Raw genomic sequence first — 15380 nt, 5'->3', positions numbered from 1 at the left:
CATCATTGATATCTAGTTATTGTTTACCCGTTATGTCATTAAGAAACATAACTATTAATCTTCTGTTGTCCCTTCTGTCTTACCTTCTTTTTCGACTGTTCCTTTTTCGAGTGCTTTCCAAGCTAAAGTGGCACATTTTATTCTTGCAGGGAATTGAGAAACACCTTGTAATGCTTCAATGTCTCCCATTTCTTCAGTAATTTCGTAATCTTCACCTAGCATCATCTTAGTAAATTCTTGACTCATTTGCATAGCTTCAGCTAACGTATGACCTTTTACTGCTTCAGTCATCATAGAAGCACTAGACATAGAAATTGAACAACCTTCGCCTTCAAATTTAGCATCATTTATAACGCCATCTTCTATATCAAATGTAAGTCGAATACGATCACCACAAGTAGGGTTATTCATATCAACAGTCATCGAGCCATTATCTAATACGCCTTTGTTTCTAGGATTTTTATAATGATCCATAATTACAGATCGATAAAGTTGATCTAAATTATTAAAATTCATATGAGAAAAACTCCTTCGTTTGTTTCAATGCATATACTAATTGGTCGATGTCTTGCTTATTATTATAAATATAAAAACTTGCTCTAGCTGTAGAAGAAACGCCTAACCATTTCATTAATGGTTGTGCACAATGATGTCCAGCTCTCACTGCTACACCTTCAGTATCAACTGCTGTTGCTACATCGTGTGGGTGAATGTCTGTTAGATTAAACGTAATGACACCTGCACGTCGATCTTTAGGTGGCCCATAAATATCTAAGCCTTCAATATTAGACATTTGTTCGTAGGCGTATTCTGTTAATTCTTTTTCATGTTGATGAATTGCTTCGAATCCTAATTGTTGAATATAACGAATTGCTTCAGCTAAACCAATTGCTTGTGCAATTAATGGTGTACCAGCTTCAAATTTTGTTGGTAAATCAGCCCAAGTAGCATCATATTTACTTACAAAATCAATCATATCTCCACCAAACTCGACGGGTTCCATATCTTTTAATAAATCACGTTTGCCATATAAAACACCGATACCTGTAGGCCCTAACATTTTATGCCCACTAAAGCTATAAAAGTCAGCGTCAATATCTTGCATATCTAGAGCCATGTGAGGAGCTGCTTGAGCACCATCTACACTAATTACCGCACCATGTTGGTGAGCAATTTCGGCTATGGTTTTTACATCATTGATTGTACCTAGAACGTTAGATACATGGGCAATAGCTACAATTTTAGTTTTGTCGTTAATTGTGGCTTTAATGTCCTCGATATTTAATTCACCTTGTTCTGTCATAGGGATGAATTTTAATGATGCGTTTTTACGTTTAGCTAACTGTTGCCATGGAACAATATTAGCGTGATGTTCCATCTCAGTAACAACAATTTCATCGCCTTCATCGACATTAGCATCACCATAACTATGTGCAACAATATTAATAGAAGCCGTAGTTCCTCTTGTAAAAATGATTTCCTCAAAATATTTAGCATTAATAAAACGTCTAACTGTTTCACGTGCACTTTCATATCCGTCAGTTGCTAATGAACCCAACGTATGAACACCTCTATGAACGTTAGAGTTATAGCGTTTATAGTAATCATCTAACACATTTAAAACTTGTACTGGTGTTTGGCTTGTCGCTGTTGAATCAAGATATGCTAAACGTTTGCCATTAACTTGTTGTTCTAAAATCGGAAAATCTTTGATTATTTCATTAACGTCAAATGAATGTTCGGCCACTTTATTCACGACCCTTCTTTAATTAAAAATCTCTTACTTTAAATCTATTTAGAAACTTTAAGTTCGATAACTTCTCTTAATTGACGTTTTACGTCTTCAATTGGTAATTCTCTTACTACTGGATCTAAGAAACCATGTATAACTAAACGTTCAGCTTCTCTTCTAGAAATACCACGGCTCATTAAATAGTAAAGTTGTTCTGGATCAACACGTCCAACAGATGCTGCGTGACCTGCTTCTACGTCGTCTTCATCGATTAGTAAAATAGGGTTCGCATCTCCACGAGCATTTTCTGATAACATTAATACACGAGACTCTTGGTTAGCAATTGATTTAGTACCACCATGTTTGATATGACCGATACCATTAAATACTGATGATGCATTTTCTTTCATTACACCATGTTTTAAAATATAACCATCTGTTTCTTTACCATATTGAACAATTTTAGAAGTTAAGTTGATTTTTTGATCACCTGTACCGACTACAACTGATTTTAATTCACTTGTAGAACGATCACCTATTAAGTTAGTTGTATTATCAATAATTTGGCTACCTTCGTTCATTAAACCTAATGCCCAATTGATGGCAGCGTCTGCTTCAGTAGTACCTCTTCTAATGATATGTCCAGTGAAACCTTTATCTAAATAATCTACAGAACCATATGTGATATTAGAATTTGCCCCAGCAATTACTTCTGAAACAATATTAATTTGATTTCCTTCACCACTTGCATTAGATAAATAGTTTTCTACATAAGTTACTTCAGCACTTTGTTCAGTGGCAATAATAACATGATTATAAAAACTTGCATTTTCATCGTCATGTAAAACAACATATTGAACTGGATGTTCAACTACGACATTTTTAGGAACGTATACAAATACGCCACCATTCATTAATGCAGTGTGTAATGCTGTAATACGATGTTCATCTACATTTACAGCATCTTTCATATAATATTTTTGTACTAATTCACTATGATTAACAAGTGCTTCTGATAAACCTTCAATGATGACACCATCATTTTTGGCTTGTTCAGAAACTTGTGTGTATGCTAAATCATTATTATGTTGAATAATTAAATTCTCAGTGTTTTCAACATCGATAATTTTTTTAACTGATTCTGGTAATTCTGATAAACTTTGATAAACATTACCTTCTGTGTGATGTTGTTTAAACGTATCAAAGTCCCATTTTCTTAATTTAGTTTTGTCAGGTTTTGGCATTTCTAAAGTTTCTGTTAATTTCAACGCTTCTTTACGTAGTTCAGTCATCCAAGAAGGTTCATTGTGCGCTTTTGAATAATCAACAAGTTGTTCTTCAGAAATGTTCAAAGTTTCAGTTGTCATAACTCTTATCCTCCCACTTGATGAAATAGTATTAATAATTCAATGTTCAGTTTCATCATTTATACGAACATCTCAACGAGCTTTAAATCGATAGATTAATCTCGACTATTCAGTAGCACCAAATTCTTCTTTAACCCATTCATAACCTTCTTCTTCAAGGCGTTTTGCTAATTCTGGTCCACCAGATTTAACAACTTTACCACCATACATAACATGTACTTTGTCAGGTGTGATGTAGTTTAATAAACGTTGATAGTGCGTAATCATTAATGCACCGAAGTCTTCTCCGCGCATTTGATTGATACCTTTAGACACTACTTTTAAAGCGTCAATATCTAAACCTGAGTCAATTTCATCTAAAATAGCAAATTTAGGTTCTAACATCATTAATTGTAAGATTTCATTACGTTTTTTCTCTCCGCCTGAGAAACCTTCATTTAAGTAACGTTGAGCCATGTCTTGATCAATGTCTAAGAAATCCATTTCTTTATCTAATTTTTTGATGAATTGCATTAAGTTAATTTCTTGACCTTCTTCACGTTTTGCATTAATTGCTGAACGCATGAAATCGGCGTTTGTTACACCAGTGATTTCTGAAGGATATTGCATTGCTAGGAATAATCCAGCTTTTGCTCTTTCATCAACTTCAAGTTCTAAAATATTAACACCATCAAGTAACACTTCACCTTTTGTTACTTCATAGCTTGGATGACCCATAATTGCAGATGATAATGTTGATTTACCTGTACCATTTGGTCCCATAATGGCATGAATTTCCCCAGTATTAATTGTTAAATTAACGCCTTTTAAAATTTCTTTATCTTCAATAGACACGTGTAGGTCTTTAATTTCTAATGTTGATGACATTTATATTCCCTCCATAAAATATAAAGTTTTCTTAACTAGTTTATAATAATTTTAATCTATAGTCAAAAAGCCTTTGGAATTTTCAATCTACTATATTATAACGTACTTACAGGTTAATATAAACTTTTTAAACCGATAAATTAGAGTAATTCTTTTAAAAAAATTATTTTTATCTATAGTTTAATGTTATTTCAAATGATAACGAAAACCGTTAATTTCTCAATAGCCATTTTTTAGACAAATAGTATATTTATTTAACTTTAAATCAATAATTATGATATGATTCACTTTAACCTTACAGGTTAAGAAAGGAGTCATTAATGAAAAACTTCAAATGGATAAATTTGATTAAAGGATTTGGCATGGGTACAAGTGATTTAGTGCCAGGAGTCAGTGGTGGAACGATTGCACTTTTGCTAGGTATTTATGATGGCTTTATCAGTTCAATAAGTGGTTTATTTTCGAAAAGATTTTGGCCTAGCTTTAAATTTTTATTACCTATTGTAATTGGTATGCTATTAGCTATAGGTATTTTAAGTAATTTATTCAACTACCTTTTAAGTGCGCACGAAGTTCCTACTATGTTCTTTTTTACTGGTTTAATTATTGGCATCATTCCCTACCTTCTTAAAGTGTCACATTTCAAAACAACTTTTAAAACGAAACATTATATTGTCGTTTTAATAGGCATCGCATTACTAGTCATCATGACCTTATTAAATAGTGGAGACAAACACGCAGGAGAGACATTATCTTTAAATACTAGTCTTATTATTAAATATTATATTGCAGGTATATGTGCTTCTAGTGCAATGCTTCTTCCAGGTATATCAGGGTCATTTATGTTACTTATTTTCGGAGCATACGGGACGGTTATGTTTGCTATATCAGAACTAGTAAAATTTAATTTCGATGCTTTACCAATACTTTTAATAGTAGGTTTAGGTATATTGTCTGGATTTTTAATTTCTAGTAAACTCATCCAGTATTTATTACATCATCATACAACCGTAACATTCGCATTAATAATTGGATTTGTTATCGGATCAATTTATGCTGTATTTCCTGGAATACCAACATCATTGGTAACATGGATAATCTCTATACTAACGTTAATTATAGGTTTTATCGTTAGTTACATTCTTGGTCAGATAACTGCTAAAAACGAAGAAAGTATATAGGCAAAAAAGTATTAAAACAAAAAAGGCTCTCAAACACATCATGTGTAAGAGAGCCTTAATATTATCTATTTATCTTCTTTATTACCTTTAACTTTATCAATAACGTTGTTAACTGTTTCTTTCACTTTACCAGAAGCTTTATCTTCTTTACCTTCTTTTTCAAGGTTTTCATTGTCAGTAACGTTACCTACAGTTTCTTTTACATTACCTTTTGCTTGTTCGAATTTATCTTCAGCCATTTTGAATTCCTCCTTGAAATATTTATCAATTGTTATGATTATTAAATACCACGACCTATAAAAATTAAACATACTTTTATTTTTTATCAACTTATTATATGAGTATATTAAATATATAGTTATGTTACGCTATTGGCGAGGAGGTATCTGTAGTGTTTTCTATTTTCATTTATGGTATTAGTGTTATTTTAATTTTGATCGCTATTATTTTAATTATTAGAGCCCAACTATCTCGCCACTCCAAAAACAAAAGTACATTCGTACCTTCTATTTTATTATTAATTGCTTCATTAATTCTGCTTATCAATGGCTTAATGCGTTTATAGTAAATAAGAGTTTAGGTCTATCTTTAAATTCTTATTCACACAAAAATCCTCAAGTCAAAGTGACTTGAGGATTTATTATTATGCTAATTATTTTGCTGGTACAACCGCACCATCGTACTCTTTATTAATGTAATCTCTAATTTCTTTAGATTGTAATACTTCCATTAAAGCTTTGATTTTCTTATCGTCTTTATGTCCATCTTTAACTGCAATTAAGTTAGCATATGGATTGTCTTTTGCTTTTTCATATGCGATTGAATCCTTTTTAGGATTTAATTTTTGATCAAGTGCATAGTTTGAATTGATGATAACAGCGTCAGCATCTTGTTTTTGATAAATTTTAGGTAAAAATTCTGCTGATTGTTTGTTGTTAAATTTAATATCTTTTTTATTTTCAGTTATGTCACTAAATTTAGCATCTTCAATTTTAACGCCTTTTTTAATTTTAATTAAACCTTCATCTACGAAGAATTTTAAGAAACGTCCTTGTTCTGCTGGGTTGTTAGAAACGTAAACTGTTGCCCCTTTTGGTAAATCTTTTAAGCTTTTATATTTTTTAGAATAAACAGCCATTGGTTCTAACTCAACGTTACCTGCTGATTCAATTTTATAGCCTTTTTCTTTACTTTCAGTTTTAAGGTAAGGTGTGTGTTGGAAGAAGTTGGCATCCAATTCACCTTTATCTAATAATTTGTTTGGTGTTGTATAATCATTAATTGTTTTGATATCTAATTTATAACCTTTTTTCTCTAATAATGGTTTAGCTTTTTCTAGAATTTCTGAATGAGGTGCTGGAGATGCACCGACTCTAATTGTTTTATCATCATCTTTTCCTCCACATGCTGCAAGTGCAACTGTTAATGATAATAATAATAAAATCCCTAAAATTTTCTTCATTGAATTTGCCCCTTTTCTTTAGCGTTTATCAATTTTATTTGTAACCCAATCACCAATAAATTGGATGATGAATACAATAATTAAAATAAATACTGTTGAAACTAAAATGACATCATTTTGATTTCGAGTAAAACCAGTTAAATAAGCTAAGTTACCTAAACCACCGGCTCCAATAACACCTGCAATTGCAGTAGATCCTACTAAAGCAATCGCTGTTACTGTAATTCCAGATACTAATGCTGGCATCGCTTCTGGAAGTAATACCTTTCTAACTACAGTCCAAGTATTTGCCCCCATTGACCAAGCCGCTTCAATAACCCCTTTGTCTATTTCTTTAAAAGCTATTTCTACTAATCTTGCATAGAATGGTGCTGAACCAATTATTAATGCAGGTAATGCACCCGTTGGTCCACTAATAGTTCCTAGTACTACACTTGTAAATGGTATTAATAACAAGATTAAGATGATAAATGGAATTGCTCTAAATAAGTTCACTATGAATGAAACAATTGAATAAAAGACTCTTGCTGTTTTAGATTCGCTCTTAGCTGATAAAAATAGTAATACACCTAAAATTAATCCAAAAATAAATGCGAAAATAGTTGATACTACAGTCATATAAAGTGTTTCAACTATGGCTTGCCAAACATCTGGCCATTGCACATTAGGCATTGTGACCATTTCTTTTAAAATATCACTAAATGAATTATCCATGTCTTAACACCTCCACATTTACATGTTGTTCACCAAGATTAGATTTAAAATCTTCGAAATTTTCAGAACTTATATGCGGTATGTGGACGACTAAGAAACCTAAAGTACCATTTCTTGTGTTTTTGATATCAGCTTCTAAAATATTCAAATCAACATTATGTTTTTTAGTAATATATGAAACAATCGGTTGTGTTGTATTCTCGCCATTGAAGTTTAATCTAACTATGTAAGAATCTTCACTAAGTGGTTCTAAATCATCCAATGATTCTTCAAAATCATCGTTTAAATCATCTTTAACAAAACGTTTAGTAACTTCATGTTGTGGGTTTTCAAACACTTGACTTACTTGGCCTTGCTCGATAACACGTCCGTTTTCCATTACTGCAACTTCATCACAAATACGTCGTATTACATGCATTTCATGTGTGATTAAGACGATAGTTAAATTTTGTCGTTCTCGTATTTTTAATAATAAATCAAGTATCTCATCTGTTGTTTGAGGGTCCAATGCACTTGTAGCCTCATCACAAAGTAAAACAGTTGGATCGTTTGCTAATGCTCTAGCGATACCTACTCTTTGCTTTTGACCTCCAGATAATTCAGAAGGATATGCATTTTCTCGGCCTTTTAAACCTACAAGTTCAATAAGTTCGTTAGCCTTCCTTTTTGCTTCGCCTTTTGAAACGCCAGCAATTTCTAAAGGAAATGTGATATTTTTTAGTACGGTTCTTGACCATAATAAATTAAAGTGTTGGAAAATCATGCTCACTTTTTGACGCTTTTTACGTAAATCTGATTTAGTTAAATTACTAATACTGTCGCCATCGATAATAACATCACCTGAGGTTGGAGTTTCTAAATTATTAAACATTCTAATCAATGTACTTTTTCCTGCTCCAGAAAAACCGACAACGCCAAATATCGAACCAGATTCAATATTTAAATCAACGTGATCTACAGCAAGTACGTCTTTGTTTTTCGTATGATATTGTTTAACTAATTGTTTTAACTCAATCACGTTAATGCCTCCTTGTTTAACTTCTACCAATTAAAAAATGCTTTCTCTAAACTTTAAGGTGTTAGAGAAAGCATTGGAAAATATCTTTCTCTCATCTTCTAAAGTTTGACTTTATGTGAATTGGCACCATTTCTATATTAGACGGTTGCCGGGCTTCGTAGGGCACATCCCTCCACCTCTCTCGATAAGAGTGTAAGCATTATTTAATTTGATTTAATCCTACCATCCAGGTAGAAATTCGTCAATCATTATTTTAAATTTTCTAACAAATAAGGAACTGATCTAAAAGCATATATTCTTTTCGATTCTTTATCCTTATTCATTAACATTAATACTGGTACTGACATAATTTGGTGGTCTTCACTAAATTTCGGATGAAAATTCAAATCGATTTTTTTAACTGGAAGATTTAATATTTCATTAGCGATATCCAGCATTCTTTCTGATACTTTACAAGTCCCACAAGTTGGGGTATATCCAAATATCAAATGTTTTTCCTCACCAAAATTTTCAGTTACATCATCTACTTCTATTGCTTTATTCATTTACTAAAACTAACCTTTCAGTTTTTAAATTAGACATGAGGGGCTTTTCTTTTTTACAGTTAAAACCATGTTTAGTAAGTACATTTGCTAAATAATTTTTAGGACAATTAGCTACTTCACAATAGGTTTTATCTACAAATATATGTTCACACTCACTCAAGTATCGCTTAAACCATTTTCTAATACGATCACCTTCATCATCGGAATCGGCTAAAACGAAAACTTGCTTGCCATAAAGTGACTCTATCATATCATCAATTTTATCAATACTCATAGTACCATGCGTACAAATAATGTTAACTGGTTCTGCAATGACTTGTTGTAATCTTTTCTTATCTGATTTACCTTCAACAATAATTACCTTATTCACAATAGTCATAATGATTCACCCTTTGAAAAATCAATAATTAGCTATCACTATATATTTCCACTGTAGTGTTATTTATCAAACATATATCATTAAACTTTAATTTCTCTTAATATTTTCCTTACATAATTAAAACTAACTTTATGTATTACTGTGTTATTAGTTTTTAATTAAGTAACACTTTTACTTTATTTCAAGTTTTAATTTATAGGCATAGATACCAATCATTATTGGGTAGCACTAGTTTTCTCTAGTGCATAAGTGCTTCTAAAATCTAAAGATTTTTCTTTTTTCGGTTCGCACTAGCTTTTGCTAGTGCATAAGTTCCACTAATCTAATTGAAAATTAGAAGTGGATTGCGGATCGCCCTAGCTTTCACTAGTGCATAAGTGCTTCTAAAATCTAAAGATTTTTCTTTTTTCGGTTCGCACTAGCTTTTGCTAGTGCATAAGTTCCACTAATCTAATTGAAAATTAGAAGTGGAACTAAAAAAACTCCTTGATACGAGATCGAGGAGTTCATTGTTATTATTCACCAATCATTTCTGAGTATTGGTCTGCTGATAATAATTCATCAAGTTGACTTTCGTCGCTGATTTCAACTTTAACCATCCATGCTTTTTCGTATGGTGATTCATTTACAAATTCAGGACTGTCTTCTAATTCTTCATTTACTTCTAATACTTTACCATTAATTGGAGCGTATAATTCAGATACAGTTTTTACAGATTCAACACTACCGAAAGTGTCGCCTTCATTTAATTCATCATCAGTTTCAGGTAATTCAACGAATACGATATCGCCTAATTCGTTTTGTGCATATTCAGTAATACCGATTGTTGCAACGTTTCCTTCAACTTTAACCCATTCATGTTCTTTAGAGTATTTAAATTCGTTTGGTACTGCCACGATAAATCCCCTCCTAATTTTTAAGTACATTTTAATGATGCCATACCCACTATTATCAATCAACTATTATATAAAAATTTTAAACCTTTTAAAATTCGGCTTTAAATATGTAATTAATATTTTTTAGTCTTTGATAATTATGAATGTTCACTTTCTATAAACTTCAAAAAAGTGTTACAACCAAGTGTTTTTATATTCTTCTTCTTTAAAACCTAATGTGATTTTATTTCCAGATATAGCTAATGGACGTTTAACTAACATACCGTCTGATGAAAGTAATTCAAAACGTTCATCATCTGTTAGGTCGTCTAATTTATTTTTTAAATCTAATTCACGGTATTTAGCACCATGTGTATTAAATAATTTTTTAGTATCAACACCTGTTTTTTCAACAATTTCTTTAAACTCGTTTTTTGTAGGTGTATGTTGAACGATATCGATTGGTTCATAACTAACACCATACTCATCTAAAAATTTTGCTGCTTTTTTACAAGTAGTACAATTTGCATATTGATAAAATTTAATCATAGAGTTTTGCCTCCTTTGTCTCTTATCACAAATATATCATGTTATTTTATAAAACGCTCTACTTTTTAAGCTTATTTTTTTATTTAAGAAATTTCATTCGTTATAATAAATTTACTAATTAAATGAAAAGGGGCTTTTGTAATGGAAAGTATTAATACTACAGAACAATTTAATAACACAGTTCAAAATGACAAACCTGTCATCGTTAAATTCGAAGCTGGTTGGTGTCCAGATTGTAAAGCTATGGATATGTGGATTGACCCAATCGTCGAAAAATATAAAGATTATGATTGGTATACAGTTAACCGTGATGAATTAGAAGACGTTACTGCTGAAAATGACGTAATGGGAATTCCAAGTATTTTAGTATTTAAAAATGGTGATAAATTAGCACATTTACATTCAGCTAATGCTAAATCACCAGAACAAGTTGAATCATTTTTAGACGAAACATTTAGCAAATAATATTAAAAGGTCGAGATACAAGTAAAGAAATTTGAGTACCATTCAATGGCTTATTTCTTATTTGTTACCTCGACCTTATTTAATATCTATCATTTTGTGATTAATTATTTAGTATTCTGAGATAAGATGTCTATTCTTACGTTTGGCTTTTGTCATTGGCTCTTCTAAATCAGTTAAATATAAGAAACCTGCTAAAATTTCATCATCTTCAATGTTTAAAGCTTTTCGTATTTTAGGTTCAAAAATATATGCTGGAGATTTCCAACATGAACCTATACCTGCTTCATATAATAACAACATTAAATTTTGCGCGAATGCTCCAAATGCAAAGTAATTTTCTCTATTTTGACGTTGTCTTGGATCAGCTTTTAAAACTAATACTAACATGCCACCTAGTTTAGTAACTTTATCATAATGATCTGCTCGCTTTTCAGGACTATCTGGAAAAGCAAATCGTGTAATATCTTCGCTCATATTTCCTAATCTATCTTTAGCAACATGGACAACTCTCCATGGTTCTCTCATGCCATGGTTAGGAGCATCTGTAGCTTTTTCAATAGCTTCATATAAAGCTTTATCATCAATTGTCATATCGTGCTTAAACTTTTTAACACTTCTTCTATTCGAGATTGCTTCTTGTAGTTCCAATCCTATCGCTCCCTTTATTATTTCGTTGATAATCTTTATCAATTATAAGACACAATCTACTATTGTTCAAACCTTCTAATCATTTCTCATAAAAGTCAATTTGCTTTTTTAATTCTTCGACATGAATTTGACCAGGTGCTTGGGGTTCACCTAAACATCCATAAGATACTACACCACCAAAAACACCTTGTGCCGTGCGACTAATGACCCCTATTTTAGACATCGAAATTCCAATCACTTTTTGATTTAATGTATTAGCTGATTCATTCATTGCTTCTAATAAATGCAATACATCTTTTATATCATGGGGCATAACTGCTAGCTTTATATAATTCGAGTTAAATTGACTCATTTTATAATAAGTGAATTTCATTTCTTCAAACGTAGGTGTTTCATCAAAATTGTGATGTGATAATACTACTTCTAATCCTTTTTGTTGAGCTAAATTGATTAAATTTAAATAATCATCTTTATTCTTTTGCTCATCCCATTCAATATCTAACATATTATATCCGTCTGTATTAATTAGATGTTCTATCACATTCAGATATTCGGATTCATTCACATTACGTTTACCACCTTGAGAAGCAGATCGAAATGTAATTAAAATTTTAAAATCAAACGTTAACTGATTTAATTCTTCAATGACTTGATTGAGTCTATCTAATTTATCCCACTGATCTACTCTAAGCTCTATAATATCAATACTATCTTGATAGAACTCTATGTCTTTAAATAAATCATCTGCTATCGTGTTTTCAGGTGCAATCGTAACAGCTATATTTACATTTGACATACTATCCCTCTTTCCTGTCTCTATTTAAACTATATACGTGTATATTTTCTTTTATTTTAAACTAAAATATACATTACTACCAATCGCCTTTATTGAATCAATAGCCAAAAAATTATTATGAATGATTGAACTAAAAATTTACGGGTACACTTTATATATATGATTAATTAGGAGGTAATAATTATGGCAGTTCAATATGAAACTAAAGCGACAAACGTAGGTGGACGTAAAGGACACGTTCAAACTGACGATAAAGCAATCAATGTAGATGTATTACCACCACAACAAGCGGACGGAAATGCTACTAATCCTGAACAATTATTCGCAGCAGGATATGCTTCATGTTTTAATGGTGCATTTGATTTAATTTTAAAACAAAACAAAGTTAGAGATGCTGAACCAGAAGTAACTTTAACAGTACGTCTTGAAGATGATCCAGACGCTGAAAGTCCAAAATTAAGCGTAGATATCGATGCTAAAGTGAAAAATGTATTATCTCAAGAAGACGCTGAAAAATATTTACAAGATGCACATGACTTCTGTCCATACTCTAAAGCAACTAGAGGAAACATAGATGTTAAATTAAATGTTGAAGTTGTTGACTAAGTTATAAATACAATATTATATATTTATATGACCCATTCTCTATTGAATGGGTCTCTTTTTTTGTTCACATAATTACCTCATATTTCCGACCTTTAAAATCGAGTTTCTGTTATAATGTATATGAAGAGTTATTATATACATACAATTAAATATATATTTTAACTATTTTTTCAAAAACGTTTTTGCTTATTATTAAATAATCATTGATTATTTTTATTAAATATTTTAATATGTATTTACCCAGCAACGACACACAATTAATGATTTGAATTAGGAGGTCACTATGAACAACATCCGTTTATTAACTCTAGATGATTTAGAAATTTACAAATCACTATTATCAGGGGAACATCATACTTATTCGTGGGATCGTTATTATTTAGACCACGTTTCTGATGACATTTTGACAAAACTTTTATCTTCCGAATTCCCTTTCATCAATGTATATGGTGCCTTTGAAAATGACGTTCTAGTAGCTACTGCAACCTTAAGTCAAATGAGACAAGTAGGTAAACAACATAAAGCTGTCATCAACAATAACTTTGTTAAAGATAATGATGAAGTAATAAATCGTGAATTAATCAATTATATTATTGAAATTGCTAGCCAGAAAGATTTAGAAACCATTCTCACTTCTGTCACTTCAAATAATATTAGTGCAAAAGTATTCTTCACTTCTCTAGGTTTTGAAAATCTAGGTTTCGAGAAAAATGCTACTAAAATCGGTGAAGATTATTTTGATGAACATTGGTTAACTTATAATTTAAAAAATTAAGTTATTATCATATTTAAGTTAGAAAAAAATGGATTAAGATTACATCCAAAGTAATTTTATATATTTCATTAACATCTGACCTCTAATTCAATTTAACGATAAAGCTAATATAATGATAAAAGCTCAACCTTGTATTTATAGCAAGGTTGAGCTTTCTTTTACATAGGGTCAATTAATTCTATGAAAGTAAATTTCCCTTTGTCGTAACTAAATTTTAGTATATTACAATTTCCAATATTAAATGTACTACCCTCTTCATAGCCTAAGCAGTATCTAATAAATAAACCAATTGTACTTCCATGGCTTACAGCTAGTGTTGTATGACGACTATAATTTTCCATAATATCAGTTAATGTTTCTACCATTCTATTTTCTACATCTTCACGTGATTCTCCCCCAAAAGGTACAACATAATCACCGTAAAGCGTTTTAGGTTGTTTAATTTGTTTAAGTAATTCAATACTTTCGCCTTCAAACAAACCAAAACGCCACTCTTTTAATCCTTTTGAGCGAATATATCTATTTTGATGGTTTGGTACTGCATTTTCTAGAGTATCACACGCTCTTTCTTGAGAAGAAGAAAACAAACTATCAAATTCAATTTGATTATGTTCAAAATATCGAGCTGCAGCTTTTGCTTGTTCTACACCTAATAATGTTAAAGGCGAATCACTAGCGCCCTGAATTTTGCCTTTTAAATTAAAAACTGTTTGTCCGTGTCTCATTAAATATAAAGTTTTTGCCATATTTCCACCTCTATTACTTATATAAAGCTCATAACTAACATTAAATCATTAGACATAGTAATAGTAAATCAACAAATCAATGAAAAATAATATAAACAGATGATTAATATATTGTCTTAGTGGGTATAACTTAACACTAAGTTTACATTTGTTAAAGGAGTGTTAATCAATATGGAATCTCATGATCACAGTTATGTGAATCCGAATAATGTAACACTTGAATGGGAATGCTTTGTTGTAAGTAAAAGCGATATGTTATTAGATGGCGTACCAAATGAGTTAATCAATACTTGGTTAGACAAAGATATTATAAAGCCATTTAGTGTTAAAAATAATGATATTAATTTTAGAACAAAAGATGTATGGTATGCGTTGAATCAACAAAATTGGTACTAACTAAGTTAGTTGATATAAACTAATGGCTCTATTGGCACTTTCAATGAGTTGAGAATCATCATAATTCGATAAAACATAAGTACGAATTACAAACTTATTCTTTTCATTTTTTGGGAATTTATGATCTTTATTGATGTAATTAGCTAAATTTCCAAACGGTGTATCGTCATTTATAAAACCTATTATAAAATCATAAAATGTCATCACAATATTCCCCTTATATTTTATCTTTATTTAAGTTGTAATTAATCTTATCAGA

The 15380-nt window shown here is 30.9% G+C and carries 22 protein-coding genes and 1 riboswitch; of the genes, 6 read left to right on the top strand and 16 right to left on the bottom strand.

From position 1 onward, the window contains the following. Nucleotides 1-54: 54 nt before the first annotated feature. From sufU to sufC, 4 genes are all read right to left on the bottom strand, one after another. On the bottom strand, nucleotides 55-516 hold the full coding sequence (gene sufU, locus GVY01_RS02200) for a Fe-S cluster assembly sulfur transfer protein SufU (protein WP_017637467.1): 462 nt from the start codon (nucleotides 514-516) through the stop codon (nucleotides 55-57). Further along, nucleotides 506-1756 carry a cysteine desulfurase gene (locus GVY01_RS02195; protein WP_176745282.1) on the bottom strand — a complete coding sequence of 417 codons (1251 nt, stop codon included), beginning with the start codon at nucleotides 1754-1756 and terminating at the stop codon, nucleotides 506-508. Before GVY01_RS02195 ends, sufU begins: the two co-directional genes overlap by 11 nt. Before the next feature lie 35 nt (nucleotides 1757-1791). Beyond that, complete coding sequence (gene sufD, locus GVY01_RS02190) at nucleotides 1792-3099, bottom strand: Fe-S cluster assembly protein SufD (protein WP_017637469.1); 1308 nt, start codon at nucleotides 3097-3099, stop codon at nucleotides 1792-1794. Nucleotides 3100-3204: 105 nt separating this feature from the next. Beyond that, a complete protein-coding gene (gene sufC, locus GVY01_RS02185) occupies nucleotides 3205-3966 on the bottom strand; it encodes a Fe-S cluster assembly ATPase SufC (protein ID WP_017637470.1) in 762 nt (253 codons plus the stop codon). Between the two features lie 320 nt (nucleotides 3967-4286). Here sufC and GVY01_RS02180 point away from each other — a divergent pair, with 320 nt between their 5' ends. Further along, on the top strand, nucleotides 4287-5147 hold the full coding sequence (locus GVY01_RS02180) for a DUF368 domain-containing protein (protein WP_017637471.1): 861 nt from the start codon (nucleotides 4287-4289) through the stop codon (nucleotides 5145-5147). Between the two features lie 65 nt (nucleotides 5148-5212). Here the strand turns inward: GVY01_RS02180 and GVY01_RS02175 are convergent, their stop codons facing one another. Beyond that, nucleotides 5213-5386 carry a CsbD family protein gene (locus tag GVY01_RS02175; RefSeq protein WP_017637472.1) on the bottom strand — a complete coding sequence of 58 codons (174 nt, stop codon included), beginning with the start codon at nucleotides 5384-5386 and terminating at the stop codon, nucleotides 5213-5215. Nucleotides 5387-5538: 152 nt separating this feature from the next. Between GVY01_RS02175 and GVY01_RS02170 the strand changes: the two genes are divergently transcribed. Continuing rightward, a complete protein-coding gene (locus tag GVY01_RS02170) occupies nucleotides 5539-5712 on the top strand; it encodes a hypothetical protein (protein ID WP_017637473.1) in 174 nt (57 codons plus the stop codon). An 87-nt stretch (nucleotides 5713-5799) separates the two neighbouring features. On the opposite strand, the gene GVY01_RS02165 is transcribed toward GVY01_RS02170, so the two are convergent. From GVY01_RS02165 to GVY01_RS02135, 7 genes are all read right to left on the bottom strand, one after another. Further along, the gene (locus GVY01_RS02165) at nucleotides 5800-6609 is read right to left on the bottom strand and encodes a MetQ/NlpA family ABC transporter substrate-binding protein (protein ID WP_017637474.1); all 810 of its coding nucleotides are present in this window, start codon (nucleotides 6607-6609) and stop codon (nucleotides 5800-5802) included. Nucleotides 6610-6627: 18 nt separating this feature from the next. Next, nucleotides 6628-7323 carry a methionine ABC transporter permease gene (locus GVY01_RS02160; RefSeq protein ID WP_017637475.1) on the bottom strand — a complete coding sequence of 232 codons (696 nt, stop codon included), beginning with the start codon at nucleotides 7321-7323 and terminating at the stop codon, nucleotides 6628-6630. Next, nucleotides 7316-8341: a methionine ABC transporter ATP-binding protein gene (locus tag GVY01_RS02155; protein WP_017637476.1), complete on the bottom strand. Its 1026-nt coding sequence runs from the start codon at nucleotides 8339-8341 to the stop codon at nucleotides 7316-7318. Before GVY01_RS02155 ends, GVY01_RS02160 begins: the two co-directional genes overlap by 8 nt. A gap of 88 nt (nucleotides 8342-8429) precedes the next feature. Next, nucleotides 8430-8532: riboswitch (SAM riboswitch) on the bottom strand. A 57-nt stretch (nucleotides 8533-8589) separates the two neighbouring features. Beyond that, nucleotides 8590-8886 carry a thioredoxin family protein gene (locus GVY01_RS02150; protein ID WP_017637477.1) on the bottom strand — a complete coding sequence of 99 codons (297 nt, stop codon included), beginning with the start codon at nucleotides 8884-8886 and terminating at the stop codon, nucleotides 8590-8592. Continuing rightward, a complete protein-coding gene (locus tag GVY01_RS02145) occupies nucleotides 8879-9265 on the bottom strand; it encodes a toprim domain-containing protein (RefSeq protein WP_017637478.1) in 387 nt (128 codons plus the stop codon). Before GVY01_RS02145 ends, GVY01_RS02150 begins: the two co-directional genes overlap by 8 nt. 515 nt (nucleotides 9266-9780) lie before the next feature. Continuing rightward, nucleotides 9781-10161, bottom strand: coding sequence for a glycine cleavage system protein GcvH (gcvH, locus tag GVY01_RS02140; RefSeq protein WP_017637479.1), 381 nt, complete (start codon nucleotides 10159-10161; stop codon nucleotides 9781-9783). Nucleotides 10162-10335: 174 nt separating this feature from the next. After that, entirely contained in the window at nucleotides 10336-10689 is a 354-nt protein-coding gene (locus GVY01_RS02135; protein ID WP_017637480.1) for an arsenate reductase family protein, read from the bottom strand. A gap of 141 nt (nucleotides 10690-10830) precedes the next feature. On the opposite strand from GVY01_RS02135, the gene GVY01_RS02130 reads away from it, so the two are divergent. Then, a complete protein-coding gene (locus GVY01_RS02130) occupies nucleotides 10831-11154 on the top strand; it encodes a thioredoxin family protein (RefSeq protein ID WP_017637481.1) in 324 nt (107 codons plus the stop codon). A gap of 108 nt (nucleotides 11155-11262) precedes the next feature. Here GVY01_RS02130 and GVY01_RS02125 read toward each other — a convergent pair whose 3' ends face one another. After that, a complete protein-coding gene (locus tag GVY01_RS02125) occupies nucleotides 11263-11802 on the bottom strand; it encodes a nitroreductase family protein (RefSeq protein ID WP_017637482.1) in 540 nt (179 codons plus the stop codon). Nucleotides 11803-11881: 79 nt separating this feature from the next. Then, nucleotides 11882-12598, bottom strand: a complete 717-nt coding sequence (gene aroD / locus GVY01_RS02120) for a type I 3-dehydroquinate dehydratase (RefSeq protein WP_017637483.1) — start codon at nucleotides 12596-12598, stop codon at nucleotides 11882-11884. 183 nt (nucleotides 12599-12781) lie between these two features. On the opposite strand from aroD, the gene GVY01_RS02115 reads away from it, so the two are divergent. Together GVY01_RS02115 and GVY01_RS02110 are read left to right on the top strand one after the other, a co-directional pair. After that, nucleotides 12782-13204, top strand: a complete 423-nt coding sequence (locus GVY01_RS02115; protein WP_017637484.1) for an organic hydroperoxide resistance protein — start codon at nucleotides 12782-12784, stop codon at nucleotides 13202-13204. Between the two features lie 283 nt (nucleotides 13205-13487). Next, entirely contained in the window at nucleotides 13488-13979 is a 492-nt protein-coding gene (locus GVY01_RS02110) for a GNAT family N-acetyltransferase (RefSeq protein ID WP_017637485.1), read from the top strand. A gap of 158 nt (nucleotides 13980-14137) precedes the next feature. Here the strand turns inward: GVY01_RS02110 and GVY01_RS02105 are convergent, their stop codons facing one another. After that, nucleotides 14138-14725, bottom strand: coding sequence for a histidine phosphatase family protein (locus GVY01_RS02105; RefSeq protein WP_017637486.1), 588 nt, complete (start codon nucleotides 14723-14725; stop codon nucleotides 14138-14140). 171 nt (nucleotides 14726-14896) lie between these two features. Between GVY01_RS02105 and GVY01_RS02100 the strand changes: the two genes are divergently transcribed. After that, complete coding sequence (locus GVY01_RS02100; RefSeq protein ID WP_017637487.1) at nucleotides 14897-15121, top strand: hypothetical protein; 225 nt, start codon at nucleotides 14897-14899, stop codon at nucleotides 15119-15121. Here GVY01_RS02100 and GVY01_RS02095 read toward each other — a convergent pair whose 3' ends face one another. Then, nucleotides 15122-15325, bottom strand: a complete 204-nt coding sequence (locus GVY01_RS02095; protein ID WP_029055617.1) for a sterile alpha motif-like domain-containing protein — start codon at nucleotides 15323-15325, stop codon at nucleotides 15122-15124. It lies immediately after the preceding gene. Nucleotides 15326-15380: the final 55 nt, after the last annotated feature.

Source organism: Staphylococcus sp. 8AQ (genome assembly GCF_902506595.1).
Taxonomy (GTDB): domain Bacteria; phylum Bacillota; class Bacilli; order Staphylococcales; family Staphylococcaceae; genus Staphylococcus; species Staphylococcus pasteuri.
Note: the sequence above shows the minus strand (reverse complement) of the source record. Positions and strands in the feature narration are given on the sequence as shown.